This is a genomic window from Niabella sp. (genome assembly GCF_030150205.1).
GTDB lineage: Bacteria > Bacteroidota > Bacteroidia > Chitinophagales > Chitinophagaceae > Niabella.
Genome location: NZ_JASLGT010000024.1, coordinates 480,910 through 498,297 on the forward strand (window position 1 = coordinate 480,910; position 17,388 = coordinate 498,297).

Consider the following 17,388-nt stretch of genomic DNA (forward strand, 5'->3'; position numbering starts at 1 on the left):
ATAATGCAGACTCAAATAAGAAAACGCTGGTTGTTGATTCTTGTAACGCTGGTTGCCTGGTTTGCCGTAGTGCTCCAGCTCTGCCTGATGGTACTGCATACAAAGAATCCTCCTGGGGAAACCCTGCTGCGTTTTTTCTCTTATTATACCATCCTTACCAATCTGCTGGTTGCCATTTATGGCACCCTGTTGCTGATGAACCCCGGCGGCCGGTTGAGCAGGTTCCTTTTGAAGCCCGGAACGGCTACGGCTATTACGGTGTATATCACTATTGTGGGGCTGGTGTATAACCTGGTATTGCGTCATTTGTGGAGTCCAGAAGGGTGGCAGTGGCTGGTGGATGAGTTGCTCCATGTAGGCGTTCCGTTGCTGTTTATCCTGTACTGGCTGGTGGTGGTTCCTAAATCAACATTGGGCTGGAAGCTCATTCCGGGGTGGCTGATTTATCCGGCGGTATATGCGATCTGTATTTTTTTAAGAGGCGCAATGTCCGGTTTTTATCCCTATCCTTTTGTGGATGTAACGGTGTTAGGATATCCGCGTGCGTTGTTAAACAGTGTGGTTTTAACCGGAGGCTTCCTCCTGATTTCCGCTGTATTTGTGGGCCTTGGCCGCCGGCTGTCCCGGGCGGGGCGCGCCGTTTAATAAGAAGGGATCAGATTTGATGGCTTTCATAGCCAGGTTGGCGGTGCCGGTGTAAAAGGTCTCCCTGGTCTTTAGGTTAACCCCAACTGATTGCATGTCTGATATCGTAAGGGATGGTATCTTGATGTATATTTGTTAATGTTGATAACAGAACAAAAATTTTTGCAGACATTCGAAATGGAATTCCGTGAAAAGGGATTTGCAGTAGCTCCGGCTATATTTACATCACAGGAAGTGAACGCTATCATTAGAAAGATTGAGGCTGCTGATAAAACAAAGGACACATTTCGCAAATCGGCCGGTCTCTTTGCCATCCGGCAATTTCTGAAAGAGATCCCTGACATTTATGAGCTGATTTTTAATTTCCAATTGAAATCCCTCATTCATCAGCTTTATGGAAAGGCCTATTTTGTAATAAAAAGTATCTATTTTGATAAACCCGCTGCTTCCAATTGGTATGTCAGCTACCATCAGGATCTCACCATTTCTGTAAATACCAGGGCAGAGGTTTCCGGCTATGGTCCATGGACGGTAAAGCAGGATCAATTTGCAGTACAACCGCCACTTCCCGTTTTGGAAAATATTTTTACCATGCGCATACATCTTGATGATACCGATGAAGCAAATGGGGCATTGAGGGTGGTGCCGGGATCGCACCGGAAAGGCATTTATCGGCCGGAGCATATTGATTGGTCTGTGGAAACGGAACATGCATGCTGTGTTCCCGAAGGAGGGGTAATGATCATGAAACCTTTATTGTTACATAGCTCCGGGCGTACGCAGAATAACCGGCAACGGCGGGTCATTCATATAGAGTTTTCAAGCATGGAACTACCAGCCTCAGTGAAATGGTCAGAAAAGATGGTGGTTTTTTGATTCTCTGCAATGGGGGCATAGGTTCGAAGCCGGTATTGGTAACTTTGTAACAGGATGACGTTTATTGAAAAACAAATAAAGGCAGCAGGAATTAGCCTGCCGCGGCAAAAACAACAGCTGCTGCAACAGGTAGTGGATGCTTTAGCACCCATTGAAGGGGTGGCTGCTATTGTATTAGGAGGTTCCTATGCCCAGGGAGCGGCAACGAAGGAATCTGATATGGATATTGGGCTTTACTATATGCCTGACCGGCCGTTTGATACCGGATCGATCCGGCAGGTTGCCGGGCGCTTTGCAACTGAAACGCCTGCCGTTACCGGTTTTTATGAATGGGGCCCCTGGGTAAATGGCGGCGCCTGGATACAGACAACTGCCGGCAAGGTCGATTTTCTTTACCGGAATATTGAACAGGTAACGCAGACGATCGAAAATGCACAGAGCGGCAAGTGGAAAAATCATTTTGAACAACAGCCGCCCTATGGATTTTCCTCGCTTTTTTATCTTGCAGAAACGCAGTGCTGCATCCCGCTGATGGATGACCAGGGCATTATAGCACGCTTAAAGGAAACATCCAAAACCTATCCATCTCAATTAAAAAAAAATGTTGTAACACAAACCCTGTGGTCTGCTGAGTTTACTATATGGAATGCCGGCAAATTTGCTGCAACCGGAGATGTGTACAGTACCGTTGGCTGTTTAACAAGGGCTGTAAAGGATATTGTTTCTGCCTTATTTGCTATTAATGGTCTTTATCCGATGGGTGATAAACGGGCGATCGTACAACTGGAGGCCGCACCGTTGAAGCCCGCCCGTTTGACTGATAAAGTAGCGCAGATACTTTGTGCAGACCCGCATACATTAAAAAAGAGTGTGCAATTGCTACAGGCACTGCATCGTGAGGTAGTGGCTTTGTCTGCACCGCTTTATGAACCATTGTTCCGGTTGCCGGATTGATCTTTTCTTCCGGAAAACGGCGCAATCAGCGGGTGATTGCTGCACCAAAAAAAATCCCGGATTTACCGGGATCTTGTTCATTATTTTAAAAGCCACATCACTTTATTTACCTCATCCACACCCCCGTACTGGCGGTTCAACGCCTCAACCAGGTTGGCCTTGTTATAATTTACCTCAGATGAGGGATATAACCAGCGCACCGGTATGGCGTTCTTGTTGTTCTCATTTAAAGATGTTGCAGGGTTTACAGGAAACTCCGGGAATTTTGTTCTGCGGTATTCAAAGAACGCGGTTTGCGGATCCTGCATAAAATTGAGCAGGTAACGCTGCGCCCAGATCTGTTTTAGCTGATCATCGGGGGTGGATTTAAATGCTGCTTCCCCGGTAAAGTACCCATCAATATGAAGATCTGTGCCTATGTAAAAATGAATCTTTCCACAAAAGAGATGGCACAATTGCTGAATTTTACCCTCAAGGGGGTGGAAATTGCCCGCTACCGGCTGCGCAAAAAATTCGGATTACCGCAGGAAGTACCGCTTTCTGGTTTTATACAGGAGTTTTCTTAAATAACAAATACACCTGTTTTATATTTGAGTGATGAAAACCGCTTTTTTTATACCGCCCTTGTCAATTGCGCAGTATGTAAGTGGTATCCTTGTAATTGAAGATTTCAATGTCCGGCACGAATTTGTGATCCCGCTTTTCGCTAATGGCTGTCCAACACTTGTTTTTCAAACGGCCCCGGCATTGAAAAACGAGCAAAAGGTCAGCCATCTTTCCCTTTACGGGCAAACCATTCGGCCCGGTGAATTGCAGTTTAAAGATCCGTTTGTTTTTATTGCTTATTTTTTTTATCCGCATGCCTTAACGCCGCTTTTTGGTATCAGTCCCCGGGAAATTACAGAAGACCATCTTGATCTTATGTTGTTAAAACAGGCCAAAGAGCTAAACCTGGAAGCGCAACTGCTGAATATCCTTCCACTGGATAAGCGGCTGGAGCTGATTGATCGGTATATTTTAAAACTGGCGGCACAGCAGGCAACAAACAATGAAAAAATTGTTTTTGCAACAAGCCGGTTAAGACAAAGCAACGGTCTGTGCACGCTGGGCGAGCTGCAAAAAGAACTGTATACGACAGAAAGAAGCTTTCAGCGGCTGTTTGAAAGCCATATTGGTATGGCTCCCAATCTTTACCGGCGCATCTGCCAGTTCCAGTTCGCCTTTCAGCAAGTCAATCAAAAAAAAATACTGAAGCTTACGGATATTGCGTATGACAGCGGGTTTGCCGACCAAAGTCATTTTATACGGGTATTTAAAGAGTTTACCGGGTTAACCCCCAATCAATACCTGGCAAAGCGGGCTCCCTATAATCCTGAATGCTGAGGTTGTCGGTTCCATTCTATTTTTCCATTCGCCGGTACCGCATTTTTGTGGTATAAAAATTTTATAACAATGAGAAAAATAATTGTAACAGAATGGATGTCGCTGGATGGCATTACCGATGCCGCTACTATGAAAGAATGGTTCAACCCCTATCACAGCGACAGCAGGGCGAACGCCATCCGGGAAACCATCAGCAACAGTGAAATCATGTTGTACGGACGTGTTACCTATGAAATGCTGTATCCCTATTGGAGCGCTTTCAAAAACAATGAAATGGGCGTTGCCGAAAAACTGAATACCTCAAAAAAATATGTGGTCTCCACCACAATGACAGACGCTCCATGGGAGCATACGACCATTATAAGGGAGGATCCGGTCAAAGCGATTACAGCGCTCAGGAACCAGGAGGGAGGCCCTGTTTTGGTACAGGGTAGTGCAACGCTGGTAAAAACGATGGTTGCGTTCGATCTCGTAGACGAACTGAAGCTGATGGTTCAGCCACACGTTATGGGCACCGGAAATGGCAGCCTGTTTCAAGGAATGAACACCCGCCTGGACCTGGTAGCAGTACAGCAACTTGATAAAGGGGTGGTACAGCTTTGTTATGGCTGCGCTGGCAAATGATCAGGAAGGTCCTTAACTGGAATACCGGGAAGAGTTTACCCGGAATGATGAATAAAAAAATAAATGCTACGACTCTCCGGCGCATTATTTGCTACCTTTACAGCATCATTCCGGAAGGAGGCATGCCCTGATGCAGCCCCGAAACCCATTTCATTCATGGCTACTGTAAAATTATCATTAAATACCGAACAGATCACCGAGGAGTTCTTTGAAGACACGAAGCTCCTGGGTATTGTAACTACGGTTAAGGATTATAAATTTTGCTGGAACCTGAATAATTTGCTGGAACTGGATTTCCGGATCAATCACGATATTGAGATCAAGTTAAAACGCAAAAGGCGGCTTTATTTTTTTTCGGTGTATGAATACCGGGACCCTAACAGTTCATTATGTCATTATTTATATAATAACCTGTACGACGGGGAGTTTTTGCTGCCGGAGTTTAAGCACCTCGATTTTCTGTGGCTGATGAAAAATGACACGGTAACCGATGAGTACCTGGAACAGGTAAAAGCCTGGTTGCGGGAGATTCCGGGGGTGCAGCTGATTACCGAGCTCACGAATGAAAAAATAAAAAACAAGGATTACCTGATCTTTTAAAAACCTTTGTTATGTGGACGGAAAACGACAATAAACTCTACCGGAAATTTTCCTTTAAGGATTTTAATGAAGCCTTTGGTTTTATGACCCGCGTGGCGCTGGCCGCGGAAAAAATGGATCATCATCCCACCTGGACCAATACGTATAATACCGTAGAAGTCTGGCTTTCGACCCACGACGCCGGAGATGTAGTTACCGAAAAGGATCATAAACTGGCAAAAAAGATTGATACTTGTCTTTAAGTTGTAATTTTAAAATATGAGAAAACTGTTCCTGCTGATCCTGCCCCTGTTTGTGGGTATATTATTATATGCACAGCCTCCTGCCGGAGCGGCACAAAAAGGAGATGCTTACGGTGAAACAATCACTGCCAAAGGCGCCCTTAGCCTGGAAGAACTGGCGGAGAAGCTTTCCGCATCCAAAGAGGCGGTGGTAAAGGCCAAAATAAAAGGAACGGTTTTAGCCGTTTGTGCTAAAAAAGGTTGCTGGCTCACAATGGAACTGCCCGACAAGACCAAAATGCAGGTTAAATTCAAGGATTACGGCTTTTTTGTACCCACCGCTATTACCGGTAAAACAGTGGTGCTGGATGGGGTGGCCCGCCAGAAGCTGGTATCAGTGAATGAGCTGAAACACTATGCGGAAGACGCCAAAAAACCACAGGCCGTGATCGACGCCATCACAAAGCCCGAAAAACAGGTGCGGTTTGAGGCCAGTGGAGTGCTGGTTATATAATTATAGGGCATGAGACCGGGCCGGCACCCGGAGCACGCACAATGGCCATTCCCCGAAACGGATAACACTCCCGGCCAATACTAAATGATGGCCCCGGTTCCCGTTTCTTCAAAAGTGAAGCCGCCGGCGATACATCATTAACAGCAGGTATTTACCCGTACTGTGATGGGAAAACAAAAAATTTTCGCTTCCTTATTTTTTGTTGGGAATGCAGTAATACACTACTTTTGCAGCCTGAAAACGGGCGTTAGGCCGTATTTCTATACATCAATGTATTAAATATCATTATTTATGCCGGAAATAAAACCAGACGAAATAAGTGCCATCCTTCGGGAGCAGCTGAGCAACTTTAATGCTCAGGCGGATTTAGAGGAAATTGGTACCGTATTACAAGTGGGGGATGGTATCGCCCGCGTTTATGGCCTTGGAAATGTAAGGTATGGTGAACTTGTTGAGTTTGAGGACGGTGTACGCGCCATCGCACTGAACCTGGAGGAAGACAATGTGGGTGTGGTATTGATGGGTGAAGGCAAGGATATTAAAGAAGGTTCCAAAGTGCGCCGCACCAACCAGATCGCTTCTATTAAAGTAGGAGAAGGCATGAGCGGCCGTGTGGTAAACACGCTGGGACAGCCGATTGATGGTAAAGGACCGATTTCCGGAGAATTGTATGAAATGCCTTTAGAGCGGAAAGCTCCGGGCGTAATCTTCCGGGAGCCGGTAAAAGAGCCGCTGCAAACCGGTATTAAAGCGATCGATGCGATGATTCCTATCGGCCGTGGCCAGCGGGAGTTGATCATCGGTGACCGTCAGACCGGTAAAACAGCCATCGCGATTGATACCATTATCAACCAGAAAGAATTTTTCAAAGCAGGCAAGCCTGTATATTGTATTTATGTAGCCATCGGACAGAAAGCATCCACCATTGCCGGTGTGATGAAAACCCTGGAAGACAACGGTGCCATGGAATATACCACCATCGTTGCGGCTTCTGCTTCTGATCCGGCTCCGTTGCAGTTCTACGCTCCGTTTGCGGGTGCTGCCATCGGTGAATATTTCCGCGATACCGGCCGTCCGGCGCTGATCATTTATGATGATCTGTCTAAACAGGCGGTAGCTTACCGTGAGGTTTCCCTGCTGCTGCGTCGTCCTCCGGGCCGTGAAGCATATCCTGGTGACGTATTCTACCTGCACAGCCGTTTACTGGAAAGAGCTGCAAAAGTGATCAATAACGACGAGATCGTTAAAGACATGAATGACCTGCCGGCATCCATCAAACACCTGGTAAAAGGTGGTGGTTCCTTAACCGCATTGCCGATCATTGAAACACAGGCGGGTGACGTATCTGCATATATCCCTACAAACGTGATCTCCATTACCGATGGTCAGATCTTCCTGGAATCTTCACTGTTCCTCTCCGGTATCCGTCCGGCGATCAACGTGGGTATCTCCGTAAGCCGTGTGGGTGGTAATGCGCAGATCAAATCCATGAAAAAAGTAGCCGGTACGTTGAAGCTGGATCAGGCGCTGTACCGCGAGCTGGAAGCCTTCTCCAAATTTGGGGGAGACCTGGATGCCGCTACCAAGAATGTAATTGACAAAGGTGCACGGAACGTAGAGATCCTGAAGCAGCCGCAATATTCTCCTTATTCTGTAGAAAAACAGGTTGCCATTATTTACCTGGGTACCAACGGTCTGATCAAGGACGTTCCGGTAAACAAGGTGAAAGAATTTGAAGAGCTGTTCCTGCTGGAAATGGAAAACAAGTACCCCCAGATCCTGGCCGAGTTCAAGAAAGGAAACCTGCCGGAAGAAGGATTAAAACAAATGGTAGAGCTGGCCAATGGTCTTATCCCCCAGTTCAAAAAATAGGCCGCAGAAATGATTTTTTAAGGGCTGTCCGAAAGGGCGGCCCTTTGTTTTATGGCTGAAAAATGCTTATATGTCAGGTTTTTTTAATTTAATGGCCAATCGATTTTTACAAATGATAAGTTTTCCGTAATTTTAGGCAACTTTAGACGATATAAATGAACGCGAACGGCCCTCTTATATGCTTATTGGTTGACGATAACAAAGTAGCGCGGGTTATTTTAAAAAAGATTCTTCTTAATGTAAGCAATATAGACGTTATTGGAGAATGTGAAAGCGCACTGGAAGCCAAAAGCTTTTTAGAAGCCAATCACGTAGATATTTTGTTTTTAGATGTTGAGATGCCGGAGATGAGCGGTCTGGACCTGCTGAAGTTATTGCCTAACCGGCCGCATACCATTTTAACAACGGCTAAAGAACAATATGCGGTAGAAGCATTTGAACTGAATGTGATGGACTACCTCGTGAAGCCGTTTACGCTAACGAGGGTGTTGGCGGCTATTGACAAAGTGCAGGAACTGATCCGCTTTAAACAATCGCAGCAATCGGATGCCATTACGCCCAAGCACCTGTTTATAAAAGAGAACAAGGTGATCCGTAAAATAAATGTAGACGATATTTTATGGATGGAGGCAAAGGGCGATTATGTACAGTTTAACTTACCGGATAAAATGTACATGGTGCACGGCAGTCTTAAGACGATTGAAGATAAATTTTCGCCGGATAAATTTGTACGGGTTCACCGGAGTTATGTTATAGCGATAGACAAGGTGGAGTATATTGAAAACAGATTGGTATATATAAAAAATCAGCCCATACCCGTTTCAGAAAGCTATAAAGATGCATTGCTGGCAAAGCTGCATCTCTTATAAAAAACAGATAAATAGAAGCCCTCAATGATACTTGTGCATCCGCATCTGCTGCGGAATGTGCCCGTTTTTGAAAGAACCTCTTAACCTTTTTAAATAGATTGACAAAATGCCGGCAATCATGACTAAGCCCATTCTAAACAATGCAGCGTCTCAATACAACAACCTGGATTATCTGAGAGATCTGCTGGGTCACGATACAGAAGCAGTAAATGACATCCTGCTTGAAATAAAGTCTCAATGGAAAGAAGACCGTTTTCATTTGGAACAGGCGTTCAATGAAAATGATATGGCAGAGGTAAAGCGATTATTACATCGCGTTAAATCTACCTTTTCGCCCTTAGGACCAGGCCATGTACTTTACCGGGTGGTGGCCAATGGCGGCGAATCCTTCCTTGAAAAAAGAGGCACATTGAGTGGTGACTCCGATTACTGGAACACATTTCTCAAAAGCATCGAAGAGATGGTGCGCGATCTGCAGTACCCCGCGGGTGATAGGTGATCTGCCGCCATTCCGCTTGATTTCCCTTCTAAGTAAGATGATGCTATATGATTATTTCACTTTCATGGGAAGCGTTGTCATGGCATCTGTCAGCGGATGCTGATCGGCTGCATACAGCACAACCAGGATGGAACGCTACTGCCGGATCAGGTTTTGAATATCCCGGTCGGGTTTCAGAAAGTTCATTTGCTGCACAATTTTTCTTGCCCTGGAAGAAACATAGGGCGACATGGGTTTCACACTCAGTTTTACCGGGTTGGGCAAAATGGCTGCAATGGCCGCTGCTTCATATTGTGTAAGGTTTTTTGCAGGTTTATTAAAATACGTTTGGGACGCCTGTTCAATTCCAAAAATGCCGTTGCCCATTTCCGCTACGTTCAGGTATACTTCAAGGATCCTTTTTTTACCCCATATTTTTTCGATCATAAACGTAAAATAGGTTTCCAACCCCTTGCGTAACCAGCTTCTGCCCTGCCATAAAAAAACATTTTTTGCGGTTTGCTGGCTGATAGTGCTGGCCCCTCTTAACCGGCCCGGCTTCTTCTGGTTATATTCCATCGCTTTCTGAATGCTTTTCCAATCGAAACCATTATGATCCGGAAATAATTGATCTTCGGAAGCAATAACCGCCAGGCGTGCATTTTCCGAAACAGACGCGGATGGCCGGTTTTGCTGATGAAACCCCCGGCCATTCAGTACGCTGCCGATCTGTGTAAAGGTAATGGGTGGGTTCACCCATTTAAGCAGCACAATATAAAGCAGCTGACCCACGAACAATAGCACAAATAGCCGTTTGCCCCATTTCCATATGCCTTTCAGAACCTTCATCGTGTTAAAACAGATCCATTATTCATGCAAATCAAAAGCGGATTACTTGTTCATGCAAAATCTGCGTGTGTCTGTACCGGTTGCCCAATGCACGGTACAGGCATTGAGGCTATCATAACATTAAGAATCATTCAGCTGTTTTTTATTAATTTGATTTCTTAATGGTTCAAATACAGCCTCTTAACAAAAATAAGACTATTTAATCCCTATTACCTGTTAAATATATAAAAATACCAATGCCCTTAAATGGTTCTTCAGGAAATAACCAGCCTTATGATGAGGGCAATACCAAAGCACATCAATACAAACCCATTGATGCGGTTGAGTAAGTGAATATTGCGCGGTGTAAGTCTTGTACGGATCTTATTAGCCAGCATCACTTTTGCAATATCCGTGCACAAAACGATCAGCAATGCCGTTATAAAAATAACGATGCGTTCATTAATGGTATGTGTAATAAAGGTAGTAGATGCGGTGAGCCAGAAGATAAAGATGCCGGGGTTAAGGGTGTTTAGGAAAAAGCCGGAAAGGAACAACTGCAGGTAATCGCGTTTGCGGAAAACAGGCGGAGTTCGTTTAATGCGATCCCGGATGCGGATCTTTTTAAAGAACGCGTAATAAATACCCAGTATAATTAAAAAAGTGCTGCCCACAATACTAATGGCAACCTTTTGCGAACTAAGGCTAATAAAAAACTGCGAAAAGAAGTTGCTGATGAATGCAAGCGTGGTATCACTGGCAGAAACACCCAGCACAAAGGCCAGTCCGCCCCTGTGTCCTACATTAATGCTGTGTTTAATGACTGAAAAGAGCACAGGCCCTACTGCAATGCAGAGCAGCAAACCCATGGTTATTCCTTTAATAAAGGCTTCAATCATAATCGGATAACAATATAGCCGAAGTTTTTAAAAAGGGGATCAAATTTTCCCTGTTTTTAAAAAATTTTCCCAGTCTAAAAGGATGCGTCCTTTCATAACGCGGGGAAATTTATGCTGACTGCCCAATTTGCCTTTCAGCTCCATGAACTTCATAAATGTTTCAGGGGGCAATACTTCAATAAACACTTCTTTTAATGCACTGGTCCGTTCCGTTGCATAGTCATCATTGATCTCGCGGAGCTTGTTATCTATAAACGCAATCAGTGCGTCATTGTTCACCGGATCATTGGTGGCTACATACCAGCGGTGTGCAAAATAGCCCTCATAGGGAAAACCGATAACCGTGTATTCCTGTATGCTGATATTAAAGTGATCGTTGGCGTCCTGGATGGCCCGGTTCATATTTTCCACGCTCAGATGTTCGCCTACCAGGCTTAAAAAGTGTTTGGTTCTGCCGGTGATGATCAGTTCTGACTTTTCCTTGTCCAGGAATTTAATGGTGTCGCCAATCAGGTAGCGCCAGCTGCCCGCATTGGTACTCATCAGCAGCGCATATTCCTTACCTTCCTCCACTTCATCAATCAGCTTTACTTCGGGATGATCAACAATGGTACCTTCCGCATCAAAATTGCAATTGTCAAAAGGCACAAACTCAAAGAAAATATTATTATCGGTTACCAATTGAATACCGCGGTCTTCTTTCATTTTATACCCGATAAAGCCTTCGCTGGATAAATAATTCTCCACGTATACAATGGGCTTTCCTAATAGCTTGTCGAAGGACTTTTTATACGGTTCAAAGGCAACGCCTCCATGTACAAAAACACCAAAATTGGGCCATATTTCATGAATATTCGCCAGTTTATAGCGTTCAATGACCATTTCCATGCACATCTGGCACCAGGCCGGTACTCCAACAATATAGCCAATATCCCATTTATGGGCATTGTCTACAATTTCATTCAGCTTCTGGTTCCAGTCTGCAATAGCGGCGATCCGCCCACCGGGTTTGTAAAAGGTCTGAAACCAGAACGGTCGTTTTTTTGCCAGGATGCCACTCAGATCACCGGCAAACCAGCCGGCCTCTCCTTTCTGGAGATTGGTAGCCCCTCCAATGATCAGGAAATCTTTGGTGAGGGATTTTTTATTGGCCTGTTTATAGCTGAAAACGCTGATTAATTGTTTGATGTAGTTGATGGTGTTGCTTTTCAGCAGGTCGGTGGTTACGGGGATGTATTTGCTGGAGGCTTCTGAGGTCCCGGAGCTTAATGCATAATATTTGATTTTGCCCGGCCAGGTGATATCTGGTTTGCCTTCCAGTGTTTTTACCCACCATTGGTCATAGATCTTATTATAATCATAAACAGGAACCAGTTGCTGGAAGCTTTTTTCGATGTTTTTTGAAAGAAGGATCTCGTCAAACCGGTATTCCTGGCCAAATTCTGTGAACCGCGCCTTTTTTAATAGCTTTTTTAATACTTTCTGCTGCTGTGTTTTTGCATTACGCTTCGGAAGTCGCAGTGCACTGGCAATCGATCGCGGTAATTTAATATCTATTATTGATGCCATATTCTACTAACTACTGTAACCGGCAAAGTTACAATTTTGAATGCCGATCAGCTAAAATAAACATTTAACTGCACCGTTTGTATGCACATCGGATATTACCCGGTTTTGCAATGCGATGCAGTCAACATCTTCCGTCGTTGCCCGAAGCCTTTAAACGCTTCCGGATGCCTTGCGAGGCGCGACGGCAAGGCCTGCAAGGTAACTATAAAACCAATAGGAACCATACAGCTGTTAGCGGCGCCACAGGGTAGGTACCCGTTTTAACACCCGATGCGGGATCTCTAATCCCAGAAGTAATCAACTGATTGCTGACTACTGAAGACTGAAAGCTGAATATATGTTCCCGTTTAATACCCGATGATCTATTGACCATTCACCATTCAATGCCATTTCCTTAAGCAATTTTTATGGTTGCCGCAGATACGCTGATTGCGCCTGCGGCGCTTTTCTGCGACATTGTTGTCGTTAAAGCCGATACCAAATCTGCGCATCTGTGGCTTTAAGGAAACGACATTGATTCACCATTGACCATTCCCCAATGTTTAAATTATACCATCAGCTTGCGGTAATGATACTGTTGCCACTGTAAAAGTGCAGCTGCTGATGATTGCTTTGGCAAACAATCCGGATGAGCTCTGAAAAAGGCATGTCCTGCTCGCACAGGTATACCGGTGTACCGGGATTTGCTTTAAGAAGGCTGGTCAGGTTGTTTTCGGTAGGAGCAACCACCCTGATTTTTAATCCATTATCCGGAAAATGCCGCATCAGGTTGCCTGCAGCGGTTTCGGAACCAATAATGATGGCAGCAGCAGGATCAACGCGTTCTTTCTTTTTGCCCGGCCACAGCCGGCCGGAAACATATTTAACAGCGGCATGTGCCCAGATTCCCAGGTGCACCAGTAACCGGAGCCCTATGCGTTTGGTGCCCCGGTGGTGTTTGTTTACAAAAATGCCCATTGCCTGGTAAAAGTTCCTGATATAACCCAGGCTGTTTTTTGACGTGCTTTCTCCCTTAAAATGAATAATGGGCGGAGCTGATAAGTAATAATTTTTATAACCGGCCTTGTATATGCGGTAGCTGAGATCAATATCTTCCCCATACATAAAAAATGCTTCATCAAAACCGCCCGTTTTTTCAAGAACGATGCGGGGAATAAGCATAAACGCTCCGGCCAGCACTTCGATGTACTGGTCTTTTTCATCATCAAGATGCCCCAGGTAGTAGCGGGCAGCGGTCCTGGATCCCGGAAAAAAGCGGTGGATACCGGATAATTTGAAAAAAGAAGCAGAAAAAGAGGGGAACCCACGCTTGGATTCCTTTAAAAAAACGCCCGCGCCATCGAACATCCGGATACCAACAGCGCCAACGGCCGGGTCTTGTTCAAAAACGGCCAGGCTTTTTACCAGCGCATCTTCCGGCAGCAGCGTATCCGGGTTCAGAAACAGTATAAATTGCCCCTTTGCGCTCCGGAGCCCCTGGTTACAGGCCCGGCCAAAACCTGCATTTTCTTTATTGGCAATAAATAACACCTGCGGAAACAGGGGCAGCAGGTATTCCACGCTTCCGTCTGTAGAACAGTTGTCTACCACAATAATTTCTGCTTCCAGACCCTTTGAAGCCCGGAGTACCGATACCAGGCAATGTTCCAAAAAGTACTTTACGTTGTAGCTGACTATAATGATGGATAGATTCATTTCTATAAAAGCAGGAGCCGGGCACAAAAATAACCGAATTCGGTAATCGGCAATCAGCTTTCAGCCATTAGCCTTCAGCAACCTGATGATTGCTGCCTGCTGAACGCTAAATCGCTATCTTTGACCCCATGTTAGCAACCGTTTTAGAAGAAGCTGTGAGGGCTGGTGCGGCAGAACTGACCCGTTATTTCCAGCAGTCATTTTCCATACAGCATAAGGAAGGCCGCAATAACCTGGTTACAGACGCCGATCATGCAGCTGAAAAAGCCATTATTGAAGTGATCCGCAGGCATTACCCCGATCATTTTATATTAACGGAGGAAAGCGGTGTGCTGGCACAGGAATCGGATTATAAGTGGATCATCGATCCGCTGGATGGCACTATTAATTTTGCACATGGGGTGCCGATCAATTGTGTGTCTGTTGGGGTGGAATATAAGAAAGAGATCATTCTTGGCATGGTGTATAACCCCCATATGAATGAGTTGTTTTTTGCAGAAAAAGGAAAAGGGGCCACATTAAACGGGCAGCCGATAAAAGTAAGTAAGGAAACAGAGGCCATGCACTCCTGCCTGGTAACCGGCTTCCCGTATGTATATATACATATGGAGAACGGTCCGCTGCAGGTATTTGAACGGCTGATCAAAGAAGGTGTGCCCGTGCGCCGCCTTGGTGCTGCCGCCATTGACCTTTGCTGGGTGGCGGCCGGCCGGTTCGACGGGTTTTATGAGCATAAACTGGAAGCCTGGGACAGTGCCGCCGGTTTTTTGATTGTAGAAGAGGCCGGGGGCCGGGTTACCGATTTTAACGGCGACCGCTATTCTCCTTATCAGCACCGGATTGTTGCAACAAACGGGCGGATACATGAGGAATTGCTGAATATTATTAATAATAAATAAAGCACAACGGAAAACCGGATATTGTTCAGGTCCGAAACGAACATTCTCCGGCAGTATAGGGTGTACAATCCGCATAAAAATGAGTAACGAACGTACAGAATTATCCGAATTGGGAGAATTTGGTCTGATTGATCATTTAACCAAAAATATAGAACTTCAGAATGTATCCTCGCTGTTGGGCGTGGGCGATGATGCCGCGGTGATCGACCATTTTGGTAAACAAACCGTGGTTACTACCGACCTGCTGCTGGAAGGGGTGCATTTCGATCTGATGTATACCCCGCTCAAGCACCTGGGCTATAAATCCATTGTGGTGAACCTTAGCGATGTATATGCCATGAATGCGGTCCCTACCCAGGTTACCCTAAGCATTGGCATCAGCAACCGCTTTGGTCTGGAGGCACTGGATGAATTTTATGAAGGAGTGTATGCTGCCTGTAGTCACTACGGGGTAGACCTGATCGGCGGCGATACCACTACCTCTCAAAAGGGGTTTGTAATTTCTGTTACGGCCATTGGGGAAGTAACTCCGGATCATTTTGTAAAACGGAGCACTGCAAAAAAAGGCGATCTGCTTTGTGTAAGCGGCGACCTGGGGGCTGCCTATGTAGGCCTGTTGTTCCTGGAGCGCGAGCGGAAAATATTTCTCGAAAGCCCGGGCGTGCAGCCGGACCTGGAAGGAGAAAGCTATGTAATTGGCCGGCTGTTAAAACCCGAAGCCCGGAAAGATATCGTTGAGTTTTTTGCCGAAGCATCGGTAATGCCCACTGCCATGATGGATATCAGCGACGGCCTGAGCTCTGAGATCCTGCATATTTGTAAAGACAGCCAACTGGGCTGTGTATTGTATGAGGATAAAATCCCCGTTGCAGAAGAAACCCGTAATGCTGCCTTCAAATTTGAGATCGATCCCACAGCCTGTGCATTAAGCGGGGGAGAAGATTATGAGTTGTTGTTTACCGTGGATCAGGCCGACTACGAAAAAATAAATGCCAACCCGGCCATCAGTATTATCGGTTATATGGCGGAGGCCGGGGACGGAGCCCATATCATTACCAAAGGAGGGGGGCGCCACGCCATTACGGCCCAGGGCTGGAACCCCATCCGGTAATCGTAGGGTAAAAACATCAAAACCATGCTGTACCTTACGGGGATTATTGTATCGGTATATTTATTGATACTGCTGATTGCGAAGCCGCAAAAAACCACCGCCGATAAGATCCTTACGGCATGGCAGTTTCTGGCCACCATTCACCTGGTGTACCTTTATTTATTCGTTACAGACCAATACAAAGAGGTCCCCGGAGTGTTGGGCTGGGAGTTGCCCTTTCCATTCATTCATGGTCCGTTCCTGTATTTATACACCTTGTACCTCACTCATCAGCAAAAACATAAATACCGCTGGATCTGGCATTTTTTGCCCTTTTTGATCACGTATCTTATATGGATACCGGTACTGATTCAGTCGCCGGAGCAAAAATTATATATCTATGAGCATGGTGCGCCCGGCTACAAAGGAATCGCCATCGTTCTTACAGTTGCAATTATTGCCTCCGGGATCGGCTATGTAATTGCGGCCCTGATATTGCTGAAGCGGCATCGCCGGAATATTGCAGGGCAGTTTTCAAACACAGGAAAAATCACCCTGAACTGGTTACGTTATTTAATTGGCGGTATTGGGGTCATCTGGTTTTTTGTAACGTTTTACCTGACGGCGCAAACGCTCTATATTTCGGTTTCCCTGTTTATTTTTTTCCTGGGATTTTTTGGCGTGCGGCAGGAAGGCATTTTTAATACCAGGAACGCGGCCAGCCAGCGACCTTTGGGTTTGTTGGATGAAAGTCCGGTATTTTTAACGGAGATGACGCCTGTCCCGGAGGTACAGGCACCGGCCGTTCTCATGAAAAATACCATACCCGAAAAGGTAAAATATGAAAAATCGACCCTAACGGAAGACGAAGCGGCGGAGATACATGGGCGATTGCAGCAGCTGATGGAGGATACGCAGTTATTTAAAAATGCCGAACTAACCCTGGGCGATGTGGCGGAACAACTGGATATCCACAGCGGTATTTTATCGCAGGTGATCAACTCAAAAACGGAAAAAAGCTTCTATGATTATATCAACCAGTTGCGTGTGGAAGCATTTAAAGAGCTGGCGAACCATCCTGCTAATCAAAACTATACCTTATTGTCGCTGGCTTTTGAATGCGGTTTTAATTCCAAATCCTCTTTTAACCGGAACTTTAAAAAATTTACCGGCCAGTCACCATCCGGTTACCTGAAAAGTCAGCACATCAACCTATGACCTGCTGGCCCGGAGTTTATGGTTTCAAATCAACGGAACACATGAAACCGCCGGTGCTTTAGGAATTCATTAACAAAAACGGCCGTTTTTAGAGGTGCCACCCTATTTGGTGGGGCGATTTCCGCAGGTATGGCGCCCATATTTGCAAAAAATC

19 protein-coding genes are annotated in these 17,388 nt (G+C 45.6%); 14 read left to right on the forward strand and 5 right to left on the reverse strand.

All coding sequences use genetic code 11. The features are described from left to right. Positions 1 to 3 precede the first annotated feature (3 nt). The 3 genes from Q1V85_RS18685 (at position 4) to Q1V85_RS18695 (ending at position 2,475) form a co-directional block, all read left to right on the forward strand. Positions 4 to 645: a Pr6Pr family membrane protein gene (locus Q1V85_RS18685; protein WP_300602083.1), complete on the forward strand. Its 642-nt coding sequence runs from the start codon at positions 4 to 6 to the stop codon at positions 643 to 645. A 162-nt stretch (positions 646 to 807) separates the two neighbouring features. Beyond that, on the forward strand, positions 808 to 1,521 hold the full coding sequence (locus Q1V85_RS18690; RefSeq protein WP_300602084.1) for a phytanoyl-CoA dioxygenase family protein: 714 nt from the start codon (positions 808 to 810) through the stop codon (positions 1,519 to 1,521). 54 nt (positions 1,522 to 1,575) lie between these two features. Continuing rightward, a complete protein-coding gene (locus tag Q1V85_RS18695) occupies positions 1,576 to 2,475 on the forward strand; it encodes a nucleotidyltransferase domain-containing protein (protein ID WP_300602085.1) in 900 nt (299 codons plus the stop codon). Between the two features lie 80 nt (positions 2,476 to 2,555). Here the strand turns inward: Q1V85_RS18695 and Q1V85_RS18700 are convergent, their stop codons facing one another. Beyond that, a complete protein-coding gene (locus Q1V85_RS18700; protein WP_300602086.1) occupies positions 2,556 to 2,930 on the reverse strand; it encodes a SusD/RagB family nutrient-binding outer membrane lipoprotein in 375 nt (124 codons plus the stop codon). A 142-nt stretch (positions 2,931 to 3,072) separates the two neighbouring features. Here Q1V85_RS18700 and Q1V85_RS18705 point away from each other — a divergent pair, with 142 nt between their 5' ends. From Q1V85_RS18705 to Q1V85_RS18740, 8 genes are all read left to right on the forward strand, one after another. Further along, on the forward strand, positions 3,073 to 3,858 hold the full coding sequence (locus Q1V85_RS18705; RefSeq protein WP_300602087.1) for a helix-turn-helix domain-containing protein: 786 nt from the start codon (positions 3,073 to 3,075) through the stop codon (positions 3,856 to 3,858). Positions 3,859 to 3,927: 69 nt separating this feature from the next. After that, on the forward strand, positions 3,928 to 4,482 hold the full coding sequence (locus tag Q1V85_RS18710) for a dihydrofolate reductase family protein (RefSeq protein WP_300602088.1): 555 nt from the start codon (positions 3,928 to 3,930) through the stop codon (positions 4,480 to 4,482). A 156-nt stretch (positions 4,483 to 4,638) separates the two neighbouring features. Further along, positions 4,639 to 5,082, forward strand: a complete 444-nt coding sequence (locus tag Q1V85_RS18715; protein WP_231005670.1) for an IPExxxVDY family protein — start codon at positions 4,639 to 4,641, stop codon at positions 5,080 to 5,082. Positions 5,083 to 5,093: 11 nt separating this feature from the next. Beyond that, positions 5,094 to 5,324 (forward strand): 4a-hydroxytetrahydrobiopterin dehydratase, encoded by a 231-nt coding sequence (locus Q1V85_RS18720; RefSeq protein ID WP_300602089.1) that lies wholly within the window; start codon positions 5,094 to 5,096, stop codon positions 5,322 to 5,324. Between the two features lie 16 nt (positions 5,325 to 5,340). Further along, positions 5,341 to 5,817 (forward strand): DUF4920 domain-containing protein, encoded by a 477-nt coding sequence (locus Q1V85_RS18725; protein WP_300602090.1) that lies wholly within the window; start codon positions 5,341 to 5,343, stop codon positions 5,815 to 5,817. A 291-nt stretch (positions 5,818 to 6,108) separates the two neighbouring features. Next, complete coding sequence (atpA, locus tag Q1V85_RS18730; protein ID WP_300602091.1) at positions 6,109 to 7,689, forward strand: F0F1 ATP synthase subunit alpha; 1,581 nt, start codon at positions 6,109 to 6,111, stop codon at positions 7,687 to 7,689. A 155-nt stretch (positions 7,690 to 7,844) separates the two neighbouring features. After that, positions 7,845 to 8,558: a LytTR family DNA-binding domain-containing protein gene (locus tag Q1V85_RS18735; protein WP_300602092.1), complete on the forward strand. Its 714-nt coding sequence runs from the start codon at positions 7,845 to 7,847 to the stop codon at positions 8,556 to 8,558. 118 nt (positions 8,559 to 8,676) lie between these two features. Beyond that, positions 8,677 to 9,057: a hypothetical protein gene (locus Q1V85_RS18740; protein WP_300602093.1), complete on the forward strand. Its 381-nt coding sequence runs from the start codon at positions 8,677 to 8,679 to the stop codon at positions 9,055 to 9,057. A 135-nt stretch (positions 9,058 to 9,192) separates the two neighbouring features. Here Q1V85_RS18740 and mtgA read toward each other — a convergent pair whose 3' ends face one another. The 4 genes from mtgA to Q1V85_RS18760 all read right to left on the reverse strand — a co-directional run bounded on the left by mtgA (position 9,193) and on the right by Q1V85_RS18760 (position 14,027). Continuing rightward, entirely contained in the window at positions 9,193 to 9,885 is a 693-nt protein-coding gene (mtgA, locus tag Q1V85_RS18745) for a monofunctional biosynthetic peptidoglycan transglycosylase (RefSeq protein WP_300602094.1), read from the reverse strand. A 254-nt stretch (positions 9,886 to 10,139) separates the two neighbouring features. Next, on the reverse strand, positions 10,140 to 10,763 hold the full coding sequence (locus Q1V85_RS18750; protein WP_300602095.1) for a LysE family transporter: 624 nt from the start codon (positions 10,761 to 10,763) through the stop codon (positions 10,140 to 10,142). 39 nt (positions 10,764 to 10,802) lie between these two features. After that, a complete protein-coding gene (locus tag Q1V85_RS18755; protein ID WP_300602096.1) occupies positions 10,803 to 12,332 on the reverse strand; it encodes a GH3 auxin-responsive promoter family protein in 1,530 nt (509 codons plus the stop codon). Positions 12,333 to 12,887: 555 nt separating this feature from the next. After that, positions 12,888 to 14,027: a glycosyltransferase family 2 protein gene (locus Q1V85_RS18760; RefSeq protein WP_300602097.1), complete on the reverse strand. Its 1,140-nt coding sequence runs from the start codon at positions 14,025 to 14,027 to the stop codon at positions 12,888 to 12,890. 128 nt (positions 14,028 to 14,155) lie between these two features. Here Q1V85_RS18760 and Q1V85_RS18765 point away from each other — a divergent pair, with 128 nt between their 5' ends. The 3 genes from Q1V85_RS18765 to Q1V85_RS18775 all read left to right on the forward strand — a co-directional run bounded on the left by Q1V85_RS18765 (position 14,156) and on the right by Q1V85_RS18775 (position 17,234). Beyond that, positions 14,156 to 14,926: an inositol monophosphatase family protein gene (locus Q1V85_RS18765; protein ID WP_300602098.1), complete on the forward strand. Its 771-nt coding sequence runs from the start codon at positions 14,156 to 14,158 to the stop codon at positions 14,924 to 14,926. Between the two features lie 79 nt (positions 14,927 to 15,005). Next, the gene (gene thiL / locus Q1V85_RS18770) at positions 15,006 to 16,037 is read left to right on the forward strand and encodes a thiamine-phosphate kinase (protein ID WP_300602099.1); all 1,032 of its coding nucleotides are present in this window, start codon (positions 15,006 to 15,008) and stop codon (positions 16,035 to 16,037) included. Positions 16,038 to 16,061: 24 nt separating this feature from the next. Continuing rightward, entirely contained in the window at positions 16,062 to 17,234 is a 1,173-nt protein-coding gene (locus tag Q1V85_RS18775) for a helix-turn-helix domain-containing protein (protein WP_300602100.1), read from the forward strand. Positions 17,235 to 17,388: the final 154 nt, after the last annotated feature.